The 13,148-nt window shown below is 66.8% G+C and carries 16 protein-coding genes; 3 read left to right on the top strand and 13 right to left on the bottom strand.

All coding sequences use genetic code 11. From position 1 onward, the window contains the following. Window positions 1-41: 41 nt before the first annotated feature. The 9 genes from ACXDF8_RS15385 to ACXDF8_RS15345 all read right to left on the bottom strand — a co-directional run bounded on the left by ACXDF8_RS15385 (window position 42) and on the right by ACXDF8_RS15345 (window position 8,480). Window positions 42-944 (bottom strand): aldose 1-epimerase, encoded by a 903-nt coding sequence (locus ACXDF8_RS15385; protein WP_457224132.1) that lies wholly within the window; start codon window positions 942-944, stop codon window positions 42-44. A 9-nt stretch (window positions 945-953) separates the two neighbouring features. Then, a complete protein-coding gene (locus tag ACXDF8_RS15380) occupies window positions 954-1,196 on the bottom strand; it encodes an acyl carrier protein (RefSeq protein ID WP_457224131.1) in 243 nt (80 codons plus the stop codon). A gap of 19 nt (window positions 1,197-1,215) precedes the next feature. Next, window positions 1,216-2,451 carry a dihydrolipoamide acetyltransferase family protein gene (locus ACXDF8_RS15375; RefSeq protein ID WP_457224130.1) on the bottom strand — a complete coding sequence of 412 codons (1,236 nt, stop codon included), beginning with the start codon at window positions 2,449-2,451 and terminating at the stop codon, window positions 1,216-1,218. A gap of 7 nt (window positions 2,452-2,458) precedes the next feature. Next, on the bottom strand, window positions 2,459-3,430 hold the full coding sequence (locus tag ACXDF8_RS15370) for an alpha-ketoacid dehydrogenase subunit beta (RefSeq protein WP_457224129.1): 972 nt from the start codon (window positions 3,428-3,430) through the stop codon (window positions 2,459-2,461). Next, window positions 3,427-4,419 carry a pyruvate dehydrogenase (acetyl-transferring) E1 component subunit alpha gene (gene pdhA, locus ACXDF8_RS15365; protein ID WP_457224128.1) on the bottom strand — a complete coding sequence of 331 codons (993 nt, stop codon included), beginning with the start codon at window positions 4,417-4,419 and terminating at the stop codon, window positions 3,427-3,429. The genes ACXDF8_RS15370 and pdhA overlap by 4 nt, the downstream gene beginning before the upstream one ends. Further along, window positions 4,416-6,206, bottom strand: a complete 1,791-nt coding sequence (acsA, locus tag ACXDF8_RS15360; protein WP_457224127.1) for an acetate--CoA ligase — start codon at window positions 6,204-6,206, stop codon at window positions 4,416-4,418. The genes pdhA and acsA overlap by 4 nt, the downstream gene beginning before the upstream one ends. 7 nt (window positions 6,207-6,213) lie before the next feature. Beyond that, entirely contained in the window at window positions 6,214-6,471 is a 258-nt protein-coding gene (locus ACXDF8_RS15355) for a hypothetical protein (RefSeq protein WP_457224126.1), read from the bottom strand. 98 nt (window positions 6,472-6,569) lie between these two features. Next, complete coding sequence (locus ACXDF8_RS15350; protein ID WP_457224125.1) at window positions 6,570-7,745, bottom strand: FAD-binding oxidoreductase; 1,176 nt, start codon at window positions 7,743-7,745, stop codon at window positions 6,570-6,572. 66 nt (window positions 7,746-7,811) lie between these two features. Further along, on the bottom strand, window positions 7,812-8,480 hold the full coding sequence (locus tag ACXDF8_RS15345) for a GAP family protein (protein ID WP_457224124.1): 669 nt from the start codon (window positions 8,478-8,480) through the stop codon (window positions 7,812-7,814). A gap of 61 nt (window positions 8,481-8,541) precedes the next feature. Between ACXDF8_RS15345 and ACXDF8_RS15340 the strand changes: the two genes are divergently transcribed. The 3 genes from ACXDF8_RS15340 to ACXDF8_RS15330 all read left to right on the top strand — a co-directional run bounded on the left by ACXDF8_RS15340 (window position 8,542) and on the right by ACXDF8_RS15330 (window position 10,554). Next, window positions 8,542-8,946, top strand: coding sequence for a hypothetical protein (locus ACXDF8_RS15340; protein WP_457224123.1), 405 nt, complete (start codon window positions 8,542-8,544; stop codon window positions 8,944-8,946). A gap of 81 nt (window positions 8,947-9,027) precedes the next feature. Next, on the top strand, window positions 9,028-9,594 hold the full coding sequence (locus ACXDF8_RS15335; protein WP_457224122.1) for a nucleoside deaminase: 567 nt from the start codon (window positions 9,028-9,030) through the stop codon (window positions 9,592-9,594). Between the two features lie 18 nt (window positions 9,595-9,612). Further along, window positions 9,613-10,554, top strand: a complete 942-nt coding sequence (locus ACXDF8_RS15330; protein WP_457224121.1) for an antibiotic biosynthesis monooxygenase — start codon at window positions 9,613-9,615, stop codon at window positions 10,552-10,554. A 94-nt stretch (window positions 10,555-10,648) separates the two neighbouring features. Here ACXDF8_RS15330 and ACXDF8_RS15325 read toward each other — a convergent pair whose 3' ends face one another. From ACXDF8_RS15325 to ACXDF8_RS15310, 4 genes are read right to left on the bottom strand one after another with little or no spacing between them, the layout of a single operon-like run. Continuing rightward, window positions 10,649-10,972 carry a hypothetical protein gene (locus ACXDF8_RS15325; protein WP_457224120.1) on the bottom strand — a complete coding sequence of 108 codons (324 nt, stop codon included), beginning with the start codon at window positions 10,970-10,972 and terminating at the stop codon, window positions 10,649-10,651. Window positions 10,973-10,999: 27 nt separating this feature from the next. Next, window positions 11,000-12,001 carry an acetamidase/formamidase family protein gene (locus ACXDF8_RS15320; protein WP_457224119.1) on the bottom strand — a complete coding sequence of 334 codons (1,002 nt, stop codon included), beginning with the start codon at window positions 11,999-12,001 and terminating at the stop codon, window positions 11,000-11,002. Next, a complete protein-coding gene (locus tag ACXDF8_RS15315; protein ID WP_457224118.1) occupies window positions 11,988-12,713 on the bottom strand; it encodes a CbtA family protein in 726 nt (241 codons plus the stop codon). The genes ACXDF8_RS15320 and ACXDF8_RS15315 overlap by 14 nt, the downstream gene beginning before the upstream one ends. 11 nt (window positions 12,714-12,724) lie before the next feature. After that, window positions 12,725-12,955: a CbtB domain-containing protein gene (locus tag ACXDF8_RS15310; protein ID WP_457224117.1), complete on the bottom strand. Its 231-nt coding sequence runs from the start codon at window positions 12,953-12,955 to the stop codon at window positions 12,725-12,727. Window positions 12,956-13,148 lie beyond the last annotated feature (193 nt).

Genomic DNA, 13,148 nt, shown 5'->3' with positions numbered 1-13,148 from the left:
ATCTACTCGCATTTTCGCGCCCGTTTGTCGGTTTGGGCGAGTTAGGCCACGCGGATGGTGAAGACCGCCGTCGCGGGCTGGCCCGGTTCCGCGACGCGGTAGTCACCGTTACGTAAAGCATTGGTTGGTGCTGTCATCGGCTCGATGGCCACCAGGTCCTCGCCGAGGGGCGCGAAGATCTGCGCGGCGGGGTAGCCGTGGTCGAACACGATCTCGATACGACGATCCCCGCCGGACAGGGCGAACACCGCCCCCGGCTCGACTCCGTCGAACCCGTCGTCGAACGTCTTGTCTCCCAGCGGTTCCGAGAGTGCCGCCCAATCCTGCGCCGCCCCCGTCGGGATGCCCCGCTCGTCGACCGGCAGGTGGCGCAAGGCTGGTGCCTGCAGCGTCCATTCGGCACGCGGAACACCGGGAATGCTCAGATAGGGGTGGAACCCGTAGCACAGTGGCACTGCTGCCGCGGTGGTCGGGGTCGCCGTCGTCTGCACGGTCAGGGCCCGGTTGTTCAGTGTGACGTCGAGGGTCAGGACGTGCGGGAACGGGAAGCTGGCCAGCAACCCCGGCTGGCTTCCGAAGTCGAGGTCGGCGGCCAGCCGATCGCCGGACTGTTCGGTGACTAGCCAGCCAGGGTAGGCCGAGAGCGCACCGTGTATCGGCAGGCCGTTGCTGTCGGCGCGCACCCCGCCCACCCCGGGTGTCAGTGTGACCGCGCCCCCGTCGACGTCATAGGTGTTGGCGCTCAACCGGTTTGCCCACGGGTAGAGAATGGGCACGCCCATCGTCTTGCCGTTATCCAGATACGCCTGCAGGCCGCGCCGCTGCCCGAGCAACTCGACACCGTCGTCGGACAGCGAGGTGCAGATCATGCCGGCTTCCGGTACGAAGGTTGCGGTCAGCGGCGAGGACGGGTCGTGCAGGACGACCGAAGGCAATTGCGCCATCGTCGGAGTCTAACGGCGAGTGGCGATATAGCTCGTCAGATCTTCGATGGTCCGTAGCGACTTGTACTCCGACTCCGGGATGTCCACCTCGAATCGCTTGTGCAGCCGCACTAGGAAGTTCAGCCAGTCCATCGAATCCAGGTCGACCTGATCACGCAGGAGTTCGCTGTCGGACAGTTCACCTTCCTCGATCTCCGGTGCGATCGCGAGCAACTCCGCCACCACCTCGTCCCGAATCTCCGCTGAGCTCATCTGGTCCTCCTACCGTGCGTCACAGGTCTAGGGGCTGCTGTAGCAGCCGGTTGATCTCGGCGAGGAACAGCGCACCCCGGGCGCCGTCACTGGCCCGGTGGTCGGCAGCCAGGCTGCTCTGCACCGTGGTGGCCACCCGGATACCGCCGTCGACCACCACCACCCGCTGCGCGGGCTTACCGAATCCGACGATCGCCACCTGGGGTGGGTAGATGACGCCGAAGACGGCGTCCACACCCTTCTCGCCGAGATTCGTCAGGGTGATGGTGGGATCGGACATCTCCGAACTGCGCAGCGATCCGGCCCGGGCCCGGGCGACCAGATCGGTCAGGTTGCGCATCAGCTCGTCGAGCTTCTTTTCGTTGACGTCGTGGATGGCCGGTGCCACCAGGCCGCCGCCGCGCAACGAGATCGCCACGCCGACATGGATCTGCTCGGAAGGCTCGAAACCGTCGTCGTGCCAGAAGCCGTTGAACTCGGTGAACCGTTGGGCGGCCAGGGCGACGGCCTTGAGTTGCAGGACCGCCGGCAGCATTCGTTCGGTGATGGGAACCCCGGCGTTCTGTTCGGTGAGCCAGGCCAGAGCGGTGTCGAGGATGATCTCGTCGGCCAGGTAGTAGTGCGGGATCTCCCGCTTCGAGCGGCTCATCGCCGCGGCGATCGACGCGCGCATCGCCTCGCCGCGTGCGCGGGCCTTCTGAGCGGCCGACATCGGCTCGGCCGACGCCGCCAGCTTGGGGGCTGGTGTCGGCTTGGGTGTCTCGTGATGCGCGGCGGCCGCGGCGTGCTCGACGTCGTGCAGCGTGATCGCGCCCTGCGGGCCGCTGCCCGTCAACGCCGTCAGGTCCACGCCCAGCGAGGCGGCGGTGCGTCGGGCAACCGGTGAGACCCACTGCCGGTGACCCACCGGCGGCGGTGCCGCGGGCTGAGGCACGGCCGTCGGTACCTGCTCGTGGGTGGTGGTTTCAGGGGTCTGGGTGGCGGGTGTGGGTGTGGCCGCACGCGGTTCAGCCTTCTCTCCGGGCTCCAACAGAGTGGCGAGCGGGGTACCCACCGCCACGGTTTGGCCGATGGGCACCAGCAGCTCACTGACCACGCCGTCATGCCAGCACTCGATTTCGACTGCGGCCTTGGTGGTTTCGACGACAGCCACGATCTGGCCGCGCGTCACGGTGTCACCGGGCTTGATCAGCCACTCGTCGAGGGTGCCCTCGTCCATGTCGGCGCCGAGCGCGGGCATCGTGAATTCGATCATGCTGTCTCTATCCCCCGAACAGGCCGCGCACCGCGGCCACGATCTTGTCGGGCTGCGGCAGCGCCGCGTCCTCGAGGTGCTTTGCGTAGGGGATGGGCACCTCGACGGTGCAGACCCTGCCGACTGGAGCATCGAGGTCGTAGAACGCCCCTTCCATGATGCGGGCGCTGATCTCGCCGGCCAGGCTGCCGGTGCGCCAGGCTTCGTCGACGATCACCGCGCGGTGCGTCTTACGCACCGAGGTCAGGATCGTCGCGTCGTCCAGGGGCCGCAGGACCCGCAGATCGACGACCTCACAGTCGATTCCGGCTTGCGCTAACTGCTCGGCGGCGTCGAGTACCTTCGGCAGGTTGCCGCCGTAGGTGATCAACGTGGCGTCAGTGCCGGTGCGCTGCAGCGCCGCCCGGCTGATGTCGGTGGGCACCAGTTCGTCGAGATCGGTCGAGGCGTTGTAGAGACCCACGTGCTCGAAGATGACCACCGGATCGGGATTGCTCAGCGCGGTGCGCAACATCCCGTAGGCGTCGGCAACCGTGGCCGGTGCCAGGACGGTGATACCGGGGATGTGGGCATACCAGTTCTCCAGGCTGTGCGAGTGCTGTGCCGCCAGTTGCCGCCCGGCACCGGTGGCCATCCGCACCACGAGCGGAACCGAGAACTGCCCGTTGGACATGTGCCGCAAGGCCGAGGCGGTGTTGACGATCTGATCCAGTGCCAGCAGGCTGAAGTTCACCGTCATCACCTCGATGATGGGACGCAGCCCGTTGAGGGCGGCCCCGACCCCGATGCCGACGAAGCCCAGCTCCGAGAGCGGGGTGTCGCGGATACGGGCCGGTCCAAACTCCTCGAGCAGGCCCTTTGACACCGCGTACGTTCCGCCGTAGCGGCCGACGTCCTCACCGAGCAGAACTACCCGCTCGTCGGCGCGCATCGCCTCGGCGATCGCGTCGTGCACGGCGCTGCGATAGGTGGCCTTCACGAGACAGCCTCCACCGCAGGGAAGTTCGTGGTGGGCGTCATGACGTCACGGGTGAGGTCGTCCACGCTCTCCAAGGTCCCGGCCTCCGCGTATGCGACGGCGTCGGCCACCTCATCAGCCACTGCCGCCTCGATGGCCGCAACAACCTCGGCGGTCACCAGGCCCTCGGCGAGGCATGTGTCGGTGAACGTCCGGATCGGGTCGTGTTCGCGCCACTTCTCCACCTCGGCCTTCTCGCGGTAGAGCTCGGGATCGAACATCGAATGTGGCCGGAACCGGTAGGTCTGGAACTCGAGGAAGAACGGACCGCCTTCGGTCCGGACATGCTCGACACCCTCTTTCATGGCCTCATGGCAGGCGAGGACGTCCATCCCGTCGGTCCTGGCGGCGGGTACCCGGTAGGACTCGGCGAGCACGACGAGATCGACGTCGGAGAGCTCCCGGTCGATCGAGGTGCCCATCGCGTAACGGTTGTTCTCACAGCAGAACAGCACCGGCAGCTTCCACAACTCGGCCATGTTCATGGTCTCGTGAAAGGCGCCCTCGGCGATAGCACCCTCACCGAAGTAGCAGGCGGTCACCTGATTTCGCTTCAACTGTGCATCGGCGAAGGCGAGTCCCGCGGCGGTCGGCAGGCCGGCGGCGACGATGGCGTTGCCGCCGTAGAACCGCCGGCTGACGTCGAACAGATGCATCGACCCGCCGCGTCCGCCCGAGCATCCTTCCCGTTTGCCGAACATCTCGGCCATGATCTTGGTCATCGGGATGCCGCGCAGCAGGGCGTGGGCGTGTTCGCGGTAGGTGGCGATCACCGCGTCCTGTGGGCCGAGTACCCGTAAGGACCCGGCCGCTACGGCTTCTTCGCCGACATAGAGGTGCAGAAAGCCGCGAATCTTGCCGGCGCTATACATCTCCGCGCATTTCTCCTCCATGCGCCGCACCCGAATCATGTCGGTCAGGAGTGTGCGCTCGAGGCAGGCGTCGGTCATGCCGTCACCCCAGCCGGGTTCTCCACGGTTGAGACATCCCCCTCGGGCAGGCCAAGTTCGCGTGCCTTCAGCAGCCGACGCATGATCTTGCCCGAGCGGGTGTGCGGCAGTGCGTCGAGGAAGTCGATCTCTTTGGGTGCGACCGCGGCTCCCAATCGCTTTCGCGCGTGACCCATGAGGTCGCGACGCAACTCGTCGTCGCCGGTGTAGCCGGACTTGAGTGTGACGAACGCCTTGACCAGCTCGCCGTAGGTCGGGTCCGGCTTGCCGATGACGGCGGCCTCCGCAACGGCGGGATGGTCGGTCAGCACGTTTTCGACTTCGAACGGCCCGATGAGGTGTCCGGATGCCTTGATCACGTCATCGGCGCGCCCGACGAACCAGAAGTAGCCGTCGACGTCACGCTTGACCAGATCACCGGACAGGTACAGGTCCCCTTGTCCATCGGGGTGGAAGCACTTGCGGTAGCGCTCTTCCTGGTTCAGATAGCCGCGGAACATCGAGGGCCAGCCCAGGCGCAGCGCCAGCTCTCCCTCGATATCGGGCTCCTCGATGACCCGTACCGCACCGGTCTCCTGGTCGTGGTCGACCACGCAGGCTTCTACGCCCGGCAGCGGACGGCCCATCGAGCCGGGTTTGATGTCGAATGCCGGCGTGTTGGCGATCATGATGCCGCCGGTCTCGGTCTGCCACCAATTGTCATGAATCGGCAGGCCCAGCACTCGCTTTCCCCACCACACCGCTTCGGCGTTGAGCGGCTCACCGACGCTGGCGATGAACCTCAGATGGGGGAAGTTGTACTTGGCGGGCAGCTCCGGCCCGGCTTTGATCAGCATCCGGATGGCGGTCGGCGCGGTGTACCAGACGCTGACCTGCTCGTCCTGCAAGATCCGGTACCACCGCTCGGCGTCGAACTCGGCCTCGTCGATGATCGAGGTGACACCGTGCAGCAGCGGGGAGATGATCCCGTAGGACGTCCCGGTGACCCATCCGGGATCTGCTGTGCACCAATAGATGTCACCGTCATGCAGGTCCAGCGCGTACCGCCCGGTGATGTAGTGCATCTTGACCGCGCCATGAACGTGCTGGGCGCCCTTGGGCGTTCCGGTGGTGCCGCTGGTGAAGTGCAGCAGCGACGGATCGTCGGCGGTGGTGTGCTCGATCGGCGCGTCCGCGTCTGCGGCGTCCATCAGCCGGCGGAAGTCCAGGGTGTCCGGGATGTGCGCATCGTCGTCGCTGACCACCAGAACGTGTTTGACCGATGTCAGCTCGGCACGGATCTTGGCGATCTTGCGTTTGTAGATCGCGGCGGTGGTCACGATGACGTCGGCCGCGCCGATGGTCACCCGGGTGGCGATCGGCTCGGGTCCGAACGCGGAGAACAGCGGGGAGACCACGCTGCCGTTGCGCAACGCACCGAGCATGCTGATGTAGAGCTCGGGGATGCGGCCCATGATGACGAACACCCGGTCCCCCTTGCCGATGCCGAGGCCGCGCAGCACGTTGGTGAAGGTGCGGGTCAGCCGACCCAACTCGGCGTAGCTGAGATCGTGGGCGACCAACTCGGCGTTGCCGGGGGTGTCGGTGATGAATCGCAGGGCGGTGCGGTTCGCTTCGGGGCCGTGCGCATGCCGGTCCACCGCGGCGTAGGCGATGTTGCAGCCGCCACCCAACCCCGCACACACGTCGGGTACGTCCGACCAGCGGAACGCTGCGCGGGCCTGCTCGTAATCGGTGAGATTCGGTGTAACCGTGAGATCGGCAGCACCTTTGTGAATGATGTCCATGGCTCCCTCAGACGTTCGGCGGGGCCAGCACACCGTCGCGACGGGCACGCCCCATGTTGGCCATCACTTGGTCCAGAACGGTGGCGTATGCGGCGCCGTCGTTGAGGATGTCCTGTCGGTTTCGATGGCGGAGGTAGGCGTCGAGGCGCCGTTCCAGCGGCCAGTCCCAATAGATGCGTTCGGTGTACTGCGAGCACAGGAATTGCCAGGCGATGGTGTCGAGTTCGCGGTCGTCGGTTTCGTCTGCCCGACCGGCAGTCGTCATGGACAGCCCCTCACTACTTTCCCCCTGAAATGTGATGCTCGTCTCAGTTGTGACGGTTCGGGAAGGGGCGAAGGTCACACAAGAAGGGATCGCAGGCCTCAGCTCAGCGGGTCGTGCTGGATGCGTTCGGCAGGTGTGCCCTTGGCGATCAGCGCTTCGCGGGTGGCCTGAACCATGCCGGGACTGCCGCAGATGAGGATCTGGCGATCTCCCCAGGCGCCGTACCGGGTCACCACCTCCGGGAGCCGGCCGGTCTGGCGGACGTGCAACCCGCGCGGGGGCTGGACGTCGGGGTAGTCGCCCGCCCAGGGCGGGTCACCGGAGTACTCCGAGACCGGCGAGACCGACAGCCAGGGATTGGTCGACGCGATCTCCCACAGCGTGCGCAGGTCGTAGTTCTCGCAGGGATACCGGGCGCCGAAGAACAGGTGCACCCGTGGGTTCTCCCCGAAGCGGCACAGGTCCATGATGATCGCCCGCAGCGGCGCCAGGCCCGTGCTGCCGGCCACCATCAACACGTCCCCACCGTCGCGGTCGACCTGCAGCCCGCCGTGTGGGCTGGACAGCCGCCACCGGTCGCCGGCTCTGGTCTCGGCGACTACCGAGTTGCTGACCATGCCGCCGAGCACGGAGCGCACATGGAACTCGATGAACCCCTCCGGATCGGAGGGCATAGCCGGGGACAGGAAGCGCCACCGCCGTGGCCACTGGGGTATCTGGACGTTGACGTACTGGCCGGGGTGATACGGCATTGGCCGGTCTAGGTGCAGCCGGACGACGGCGAGGTCGCGAGAAACCCGGTGATGTTCCAGCACCGTTGCGTCCCACCAGGCCGGGCCGTCATCGGCGTCGGCCGCACCGGACATGATGCCGGTGATCAGGTTGATCGCCTGGGTGGCGGCATCGTCGACGGCCGCGGTCCAGTCGGCGGCCAGCCGGCCACGCATCGCGGCATACCAGGCGCGCCGCATGCTGTCGTAATTCTGTTGTGTCACGCCGTATTTGCGGTGGTCGCGGCCCAGCTGGGCGAGGAAGGCGACCGGGGCCTGCGCGCGCTGGGCCACGAATTCGCCGAACACCCAGTGCATGGCCTGGGCGAACGCCGCGCGTTGCGGGGCGAGCTCCGGCGGAAAGAGGTCACGCACCGCCGGCTCGAGCGCGAACCAGCGGGTGTAGAAGTCGCGAGTGAGGTCATCGGGATCGGCCTGCGAGGTGCCCGATTGTTCGAAGGCAGCCTGCAGTACGCGAAGCGCATCACGATCCTCCAGGCCCACAGCGCGATCTTAGGCGTCCCCGTCGTGGCGATGTCCACGATCACCCGGACTCGCCGCTGTCGGCGTCTAGAGGCCGTGAATCCCCTTGTACAGCACCATGACACCGATGACGACGAAGATCGCCGCGACCAGGGTGGCGTGCTGTTCTTCCATCCAGTTCTTCAGCTTGGTCAGCGGCTCGTCCAGCTTCTCGCCGGCGACCAGATAGGCGAGCACCGGCAACGCCACCGAGGACGCCGCGACCGCGGTGAACACGGCGTCGGCCGTCCAGGCGCCGGTGGTGCCCAGCCCGGCGGTTCCGATCGCCAATCCCGCTGCCGCACACATGAACAGCACCTTGGGGTTGACGACCACCAGGACCAGGGCGGTGACGAAGGCACGCCCGGGGCCGATGCTGGTCATCGATGTCAACCACGCGGGCGTGTGCGCTGACCGCTTGCGGGTGAACCATCGGTAAAGGCCGAACACCACCAGCGCGGCGCCGACGGCCAGGCGGAAGTAGGGTGCCCACGCGGGCTGGTTGTTGATTCCGCCGAGTGCATTGGACGCCAGCACAAACCCGGCGGTCAGCCCGCCGATCCCCAACACCCAGCCGACGAGGAACGCCAGGCTGGTCGGGCGGGGCGTGGGCGTGTGCAGCATCAGGATGCCGGGGATGATCGTCAGCGGAGACAGCGTGATCACCAGCGCCAACGGGATCAACTCGGTGAGTTCCGAGCCCAGACTGGTCGTCACGTGCTTCTCCTGGTGTTCGACGGGCGACGGGTGGCCACGGCTGACCGTACTATCTCTGCCCGTGGGCAAGGATGCCGACGAGGAAACGGGCGATACCGGCCGGGACGACCCGCGCGGCAACACCCTGACCTACGTCTCCGGGGTGGCCGCTGTGCTGTTGCTTGTGATCTTGGTGTTCGCGGTGCTGCACACCGCCCGAAGCTCACGACACCAGGCCCCAGGACCGGCCCCGGAGTCGGTCCGGGTCAGCACGTCGTCGTCGCGGACCTCGACGAGCACCACGACGATGCCCGTGACATCCATTTCGACGACGGACCTCAGCCCGAGCAGTGAGCCTCCGCCGTCGCCGACCGAGAGCGCCGCGGAGTTGGTGCCGCCGGAACCGTCGACCACGACCCCGCAGACCACCGCGACGATCTCCAACCCCTACGCCACCACCTCGTCGCCCAACGCCGGGGCGTATTGACGGTCGTTCGAGTTGCGGTGCGATACCGGTGGGCTACCGTAACCACACCTCCAGTGTGGGACCACGGCAGAGGATTTGGACATGACTCCTGATGAGCTGATGGGCGAGGCGTGCCGACTCGCCCAGGAGTCGGTCGACAACGGTTGGGGCGGTCCGTTCGGGGCAGTGATCGTCCGCGACGGCGAGATCGTCGCACGTGGGCAGAATCGGGTCCTGTTGACCGGCGACGTGACCGCCCACGCCGAGATCGAGACGATCCGCAAGGCCTGCACGGTGCTGAATCCGGAAGCGCCCTCGATATCTGCCGACCGTGCCAACGCGTCGCTACTCGAGCTGGTGCCCCGCCCGCCGGGCTCGGCCGACAAGGTGCCGATGCGCGCGAAAATGCTGATGGGCCATGACATCTACATCAGCGGTGCGCCGTGTCCGATGTGTATGAGCGCGATCTACTGGGCGCGGATCGACGCGGTCTACTTCGCCAACGACCTGGCCGAGACCAGCCGAATCGGATTCGACGACGAGTTCCAGTACGAGGACTTTGCCAAGCCCTACGAACAGCGCAGCATCACGATCCGCCAGTTTCGGCCCGACCTGGCCGGTGCTGCCTACGATTCCTGGGAGAACCGACCGAACAAGCACCCGTACTGAGGTGAGATCCTGACGGTTATGAGCGCAGTGACCGTCGTCACAATCTTTCATCCGACGGCCGACGCCGCGGACTTCGCCGCCTGGGCCGACGAGATGCAGGCAACTGCGACCGGCGCCACGGAGGCACGCGTCTCGATCCTCGGGGAGCCGAATCTCGACTGGGGTGTCGCGGTGAGTTTCGCAAGTGAGCCCGCACTGGACGCCTGGTTGGACAGCGCGGCCCGGCAGCAGCTCCTCGATGCCGGTAAGCGAAGGGGGATCCTTTCTGCCACCGGGGATCTGGTGATCACCGAGGATGCCGTGCCGCCCGGCGCAGGGGTGTTCCGTCATGTCGTGGTGCCGGGGCGTGAGGCCGAGTTCGCGGCTGCCAACGCGGCGTTGGCCGAGGCCAGCGCACGGTTCAGCGGCTTCGAGGGCTGCTGCACGTTCGCCCCCGCGGACAGCGGGGAATCCTTCTCGGTGCTCCGATTCCGCACCGAACGCCAGTTGGACAACTGGCTGAGCTCACCGGAACGGCTCGCCGCACTCGGACCGCTGCGGTCGAGCCTGACTCGGGAGTTCTCCCAAGTGGTCGCGACCACGACGTTCGGTGCCACGGTGCGCACCGAGAACGGGCGCACCGCGGTCACGCCGAAGTGGAAGACCGCGATGCTGATCCTGCTGGTTCTGTATCCCACGGTGATGTTGTTGTCGCGGTTCATGGGACCGGTGGTCGACGGGATGGGAGCGGAGCCGTGGCTTGCGCTGTGGCTGAGTCAGGTGGTCAGTGTCGCCGCGCTGCAGTGGCTGCTCATGCCGTGGGCCGGCCGGCGATTCGGGCGCTGGCTCGACCCGGTCGACGGCGCCGGCGCCGGCATCAGTGCGTTCGGTGCTGCGGTGCTCGTCGTCGGCTACCTGGTGACGCTGACCGTGTTCGCCGCGGTGCGATGGTTGCAGTACTGGGACTACGCGCGAACCTGACGGGCGGTGACTGTGTGATGTCGATCACTTACGGAATCCGGTGAGTGCAGCCAGTGCTCAGGTGACCGTGGACAGTGGTTCGTCGTCTAACTCTTCAGCGGGTGCCCGATGTCCTCGTGCTCGGTTTGAGCGTCCACGCCGGCACCCAGTGAGTCACGGCCCGGTTCTTGGGGCCGTAGGCGATCTCGTAGGTCACCAGCCCCCACCAGTCGCCCTGCTCGCACAGACCCCAGCAGCTCAGCGTCCCCGCGACGACCTTGTGCATCTGCAGGCCGTGGGGGTGATAGCGGCCCGTTCGATGCGGTTCGCGGGGAAATAGCACGGTCAGGTCGACGAGCACTGGCACCGGCGGGTCGACCGGACGGAACGGCGGCCGTACCGGCTGGCCGTTGTACCCGATCGAGGTGAGGCGCCCCACCGATCGATCATATGTTCGAACTGCGGCTCACTCCATAGTCGCTCCGAGAGCGGCCAGCCGGCGGTGCGTCCCGCCGTAGGCCACAGCTGCAGGCAGCAGATCTTTGTCGATCTTGGTCACCGCGCTGTAGTTGACGTCGACCACGTTCGCCAGCGGTGACCGGCACAGTTGGCTGCACAGCTGGTAGGCGTCCATGGGGCCCAGGCCATAGAGCTCCTGGAGCCAGCGCACCATCTCGACCTGACTGCAGCGCCAGGCGTCCTCGAGGGGTCGCGCGGAGCCCACGGTCAGCCAGGCGTCATCGTGCTCGAACCGCGGCCAGGCCGGGGCCCCGCCCTTGATCAGGTCGACGATCAGCGTGACGTTCATCGCGCCTTCCAGTGCCGTCCCGCAGGTCTCGCCCTCGCCCTGGCGGTAGTGACCGTCGCCCACTGAGAACAGTGCACCCTCGACGTTGACGCCGAGGTAGACGGTGGTGCCCGCGCGCAGCTCGGGGGTGTCCATGTTCCCGCCGAAGTAGTCGGGCACCAGGGTGGTCCGGACTTCGCGAAGAGCGGGTGCGACGCCGACCGTGCCCATCATCGGCGCCAGCGGCACATCCAGGGTGAAGTCGCTTTCGTGGGCGGTGAAGCTGGCCGTCCGTCCGGTCCGGTCGACTCGGTAGATCCAGGCCAATTCCGGCAGGGCGGGTTGCAGAGTGGCGGTACGGTCGGTGCCGGTCAGGGCGCCGAACAGCGGGATCGTGGTCGAGGCCGCCCAGTCCCTGGCCGGCTCGATGGACACGAAGTGCAACGCCAGGGCGTCACCGGGCTCGGCGCCGGTGACGTAGAAGGGCCCGGTCTGTGGGTTCAGCTCCTTGGTGTTGAGAACCAGGCTGGGTTTGTCGGAGCTGGACGTGACGCGCCCGGCGAACGCGTCCTCGGTCCACAGTCGCATCGCGGTACCGGGGGAGACCTCCAGTACCGGTTCGGCGCCGCCGAACGTCCAAACGTATTGATCCCGGGTCGGGGTGAACTCAACGACGCGCATCGACCGTCCCCGGGGTGAGGACGCGGGGCAGTGCCGCGGCGAACACCGTGCCCAACACCAGCCACATGATCGCCTGGGTTGCAAGAGAATTCATCCGAAAGTCGGCGAGCAGTGCGGCGGGGAAGTCGTGCGGGACCTCGTCAAATCGGGGCAGTGTCCAAGCGACGGCGGTGACCGCGGCCAGGTAGCCCCACCCGGTGACCGCCAGGGCGGTCCATCCGCCGAGTCGGGAAGTCAGGCGGACGGTCACCACGACGGCGATGATGGCCAGCGCCACTGACGCCACCAGCAGGATCAGGTAGGCGCTGGTGCGCGCACCGATGGTGTCGGCCAAGCCCACCCCCGGCGGATTGGGCGGGAACCACAAGAACGGCACCAGATTCACCGCCACGAAGCCCAGCCCCGCCAGGGCGCTGACCGCCCACCGCAGATCGGTGAGATCTGCCCGCCGGCCCAATCGCATCATCAGGGTTGCGACCGCGACCGAAAACAGGGCGCCGAGCACGATGGCGAACATCACGGTGCCGACGCCAGCGCCGACATTCTCCTGCAGTCCCCGGGTGAAGACCTCGTGTTCCTCGCCGTGTGCGTGAACTTCCTCGTGGCCGATGGCCGCGTCGACCAGCGGGGAGACGCGCAGCCGGGCGAAGCCGAACGAGGCGAGTCCGCTGACCAGACCGGCCGTCAGGCCGAGGCCGATGACTTTGTTCATGGCGGGCCCTTTCAGTGGCAGGGGAAGCCGAGCAGGTGCCGGGCGTCGTGAACGAACTCGTGGACGTGGGTGTCGGCGCCGAACACCGACACCGCGCCCTGGTCGAATCCGATGAAGTAGAAGGCGATCAGCGCGAGCACGGTCGTCACCGTCAGCTGCAGGGCGATGCCGGCAGTGGTGGTGTCCGGTAGGTCGAGCGCTGCGCCGTGCGGCACCGTGGACTGCCTAGTTGTCGAAGACATCGTGTTCCTCTCGGTCGGTGAGTTACTTCCATTGTGGAAATATTGCGCATGATCTGAATACGCCACCGCATCCCGACGGGTCAACCGGTGCGGGTGCGCCTGTCGCAGCCGAAATCCAGCTTTAACAAACGAGCCGACCGAGGTAAATCCTGTGTTACGGCTGGCGGTACGGATTGCGGAGTCGCCGTGGGGC

It is taken from the genome of Mycolicibacterium sp. CBM1 (assembly GCF_054073305.1).
Note: the sequence above shows the minus strand (reverse complement) of the source record. Positions and strands in the feature narration are given on the sequence as shown.

Excerpts from the sequence above, each read along its gene's own strand:
- ACXDF8_RS15375 (WP_457224130.1), bottom strand. The coding sequence starts at position 2,451 with ATGATCGAATTCACGATGCCCGCGCTCGGCGCCGACATGGACGAGGGC.
- ACXDF8_RS15355 (WP_457224126.1), bottom strand. The coding sequence starts at position 6,471 with ATGACGACTGCCGGTCGGGCAGACGAAACCGACGACCGCGAACTCGAC.
- ACXDF8_RS15330 (WP_457224121.1), top strand. The coding sequence starts at position 9,613 with ATGAGCGCAGTGACCGTCGTCACAATCTTTCATCCGACGGCCGACGCC.
- acsA (WP_457224127.1), bottom strand. The coding sequence starts at position 6,206 with ATGGACATCATTCACAAAGGTGCTGCCGATCTCACGGTTACACCGAAT.
- ACXDF8_RS15335 (WP_457224122.1), top strand. The coding sequence starts at position 9,028 with ATGACTCCTGATGAGCTGATGGGCGAGGCGTGCCGACTCGCCCAGGAG.
- ACXDF8_RS15380 (WP_457224131.1), bottom strand. The coding sequence starts at position 1,196 with ATGAGCTCAGCGGAGATTCGGGACGAGGTGGTGGCGGAGTTGCTCGCG.
- pdhA (WP_457224128.1), bottom strand. The coding sequence starts at position 4,419 with ATGACCGACGCCTGCCTCGAGCGCACACTCCTGACCGACATGATTCGG.
- ACXDF8_RS15320 (WP_457224119.1), bottom strand. The coding sequence starts at position 12,001 with ATGCGCGTCGTTGAGTTCACCCCGACCCGGGATCAATACGTTTGGACG.
- ACXDF8_RS15315 (WP_457224118.1), bottom strand. The coding sequence starts at position 12,713 with ATGAACAAAGTCATCGGCCTCGGCCTGACGGCCGGTCTGGTCAGCGGA.
- ACXDF8_RS15310 (WP_457224117.1), bottom strand. The coding sequence starts at position 12,955 with ATGTCTTCGACAACTAGGCAGTCCACGGTGCCGCACGGCGCAGCGCTC.
- ACXDF8_RS15385 (WP_457224132.1), bottom strand. The coding sequence starts at position 944 with ATGGCGCAATTGCCTTCGGTCGTCCTGCACGACCCGTCCTCGCCGCTG.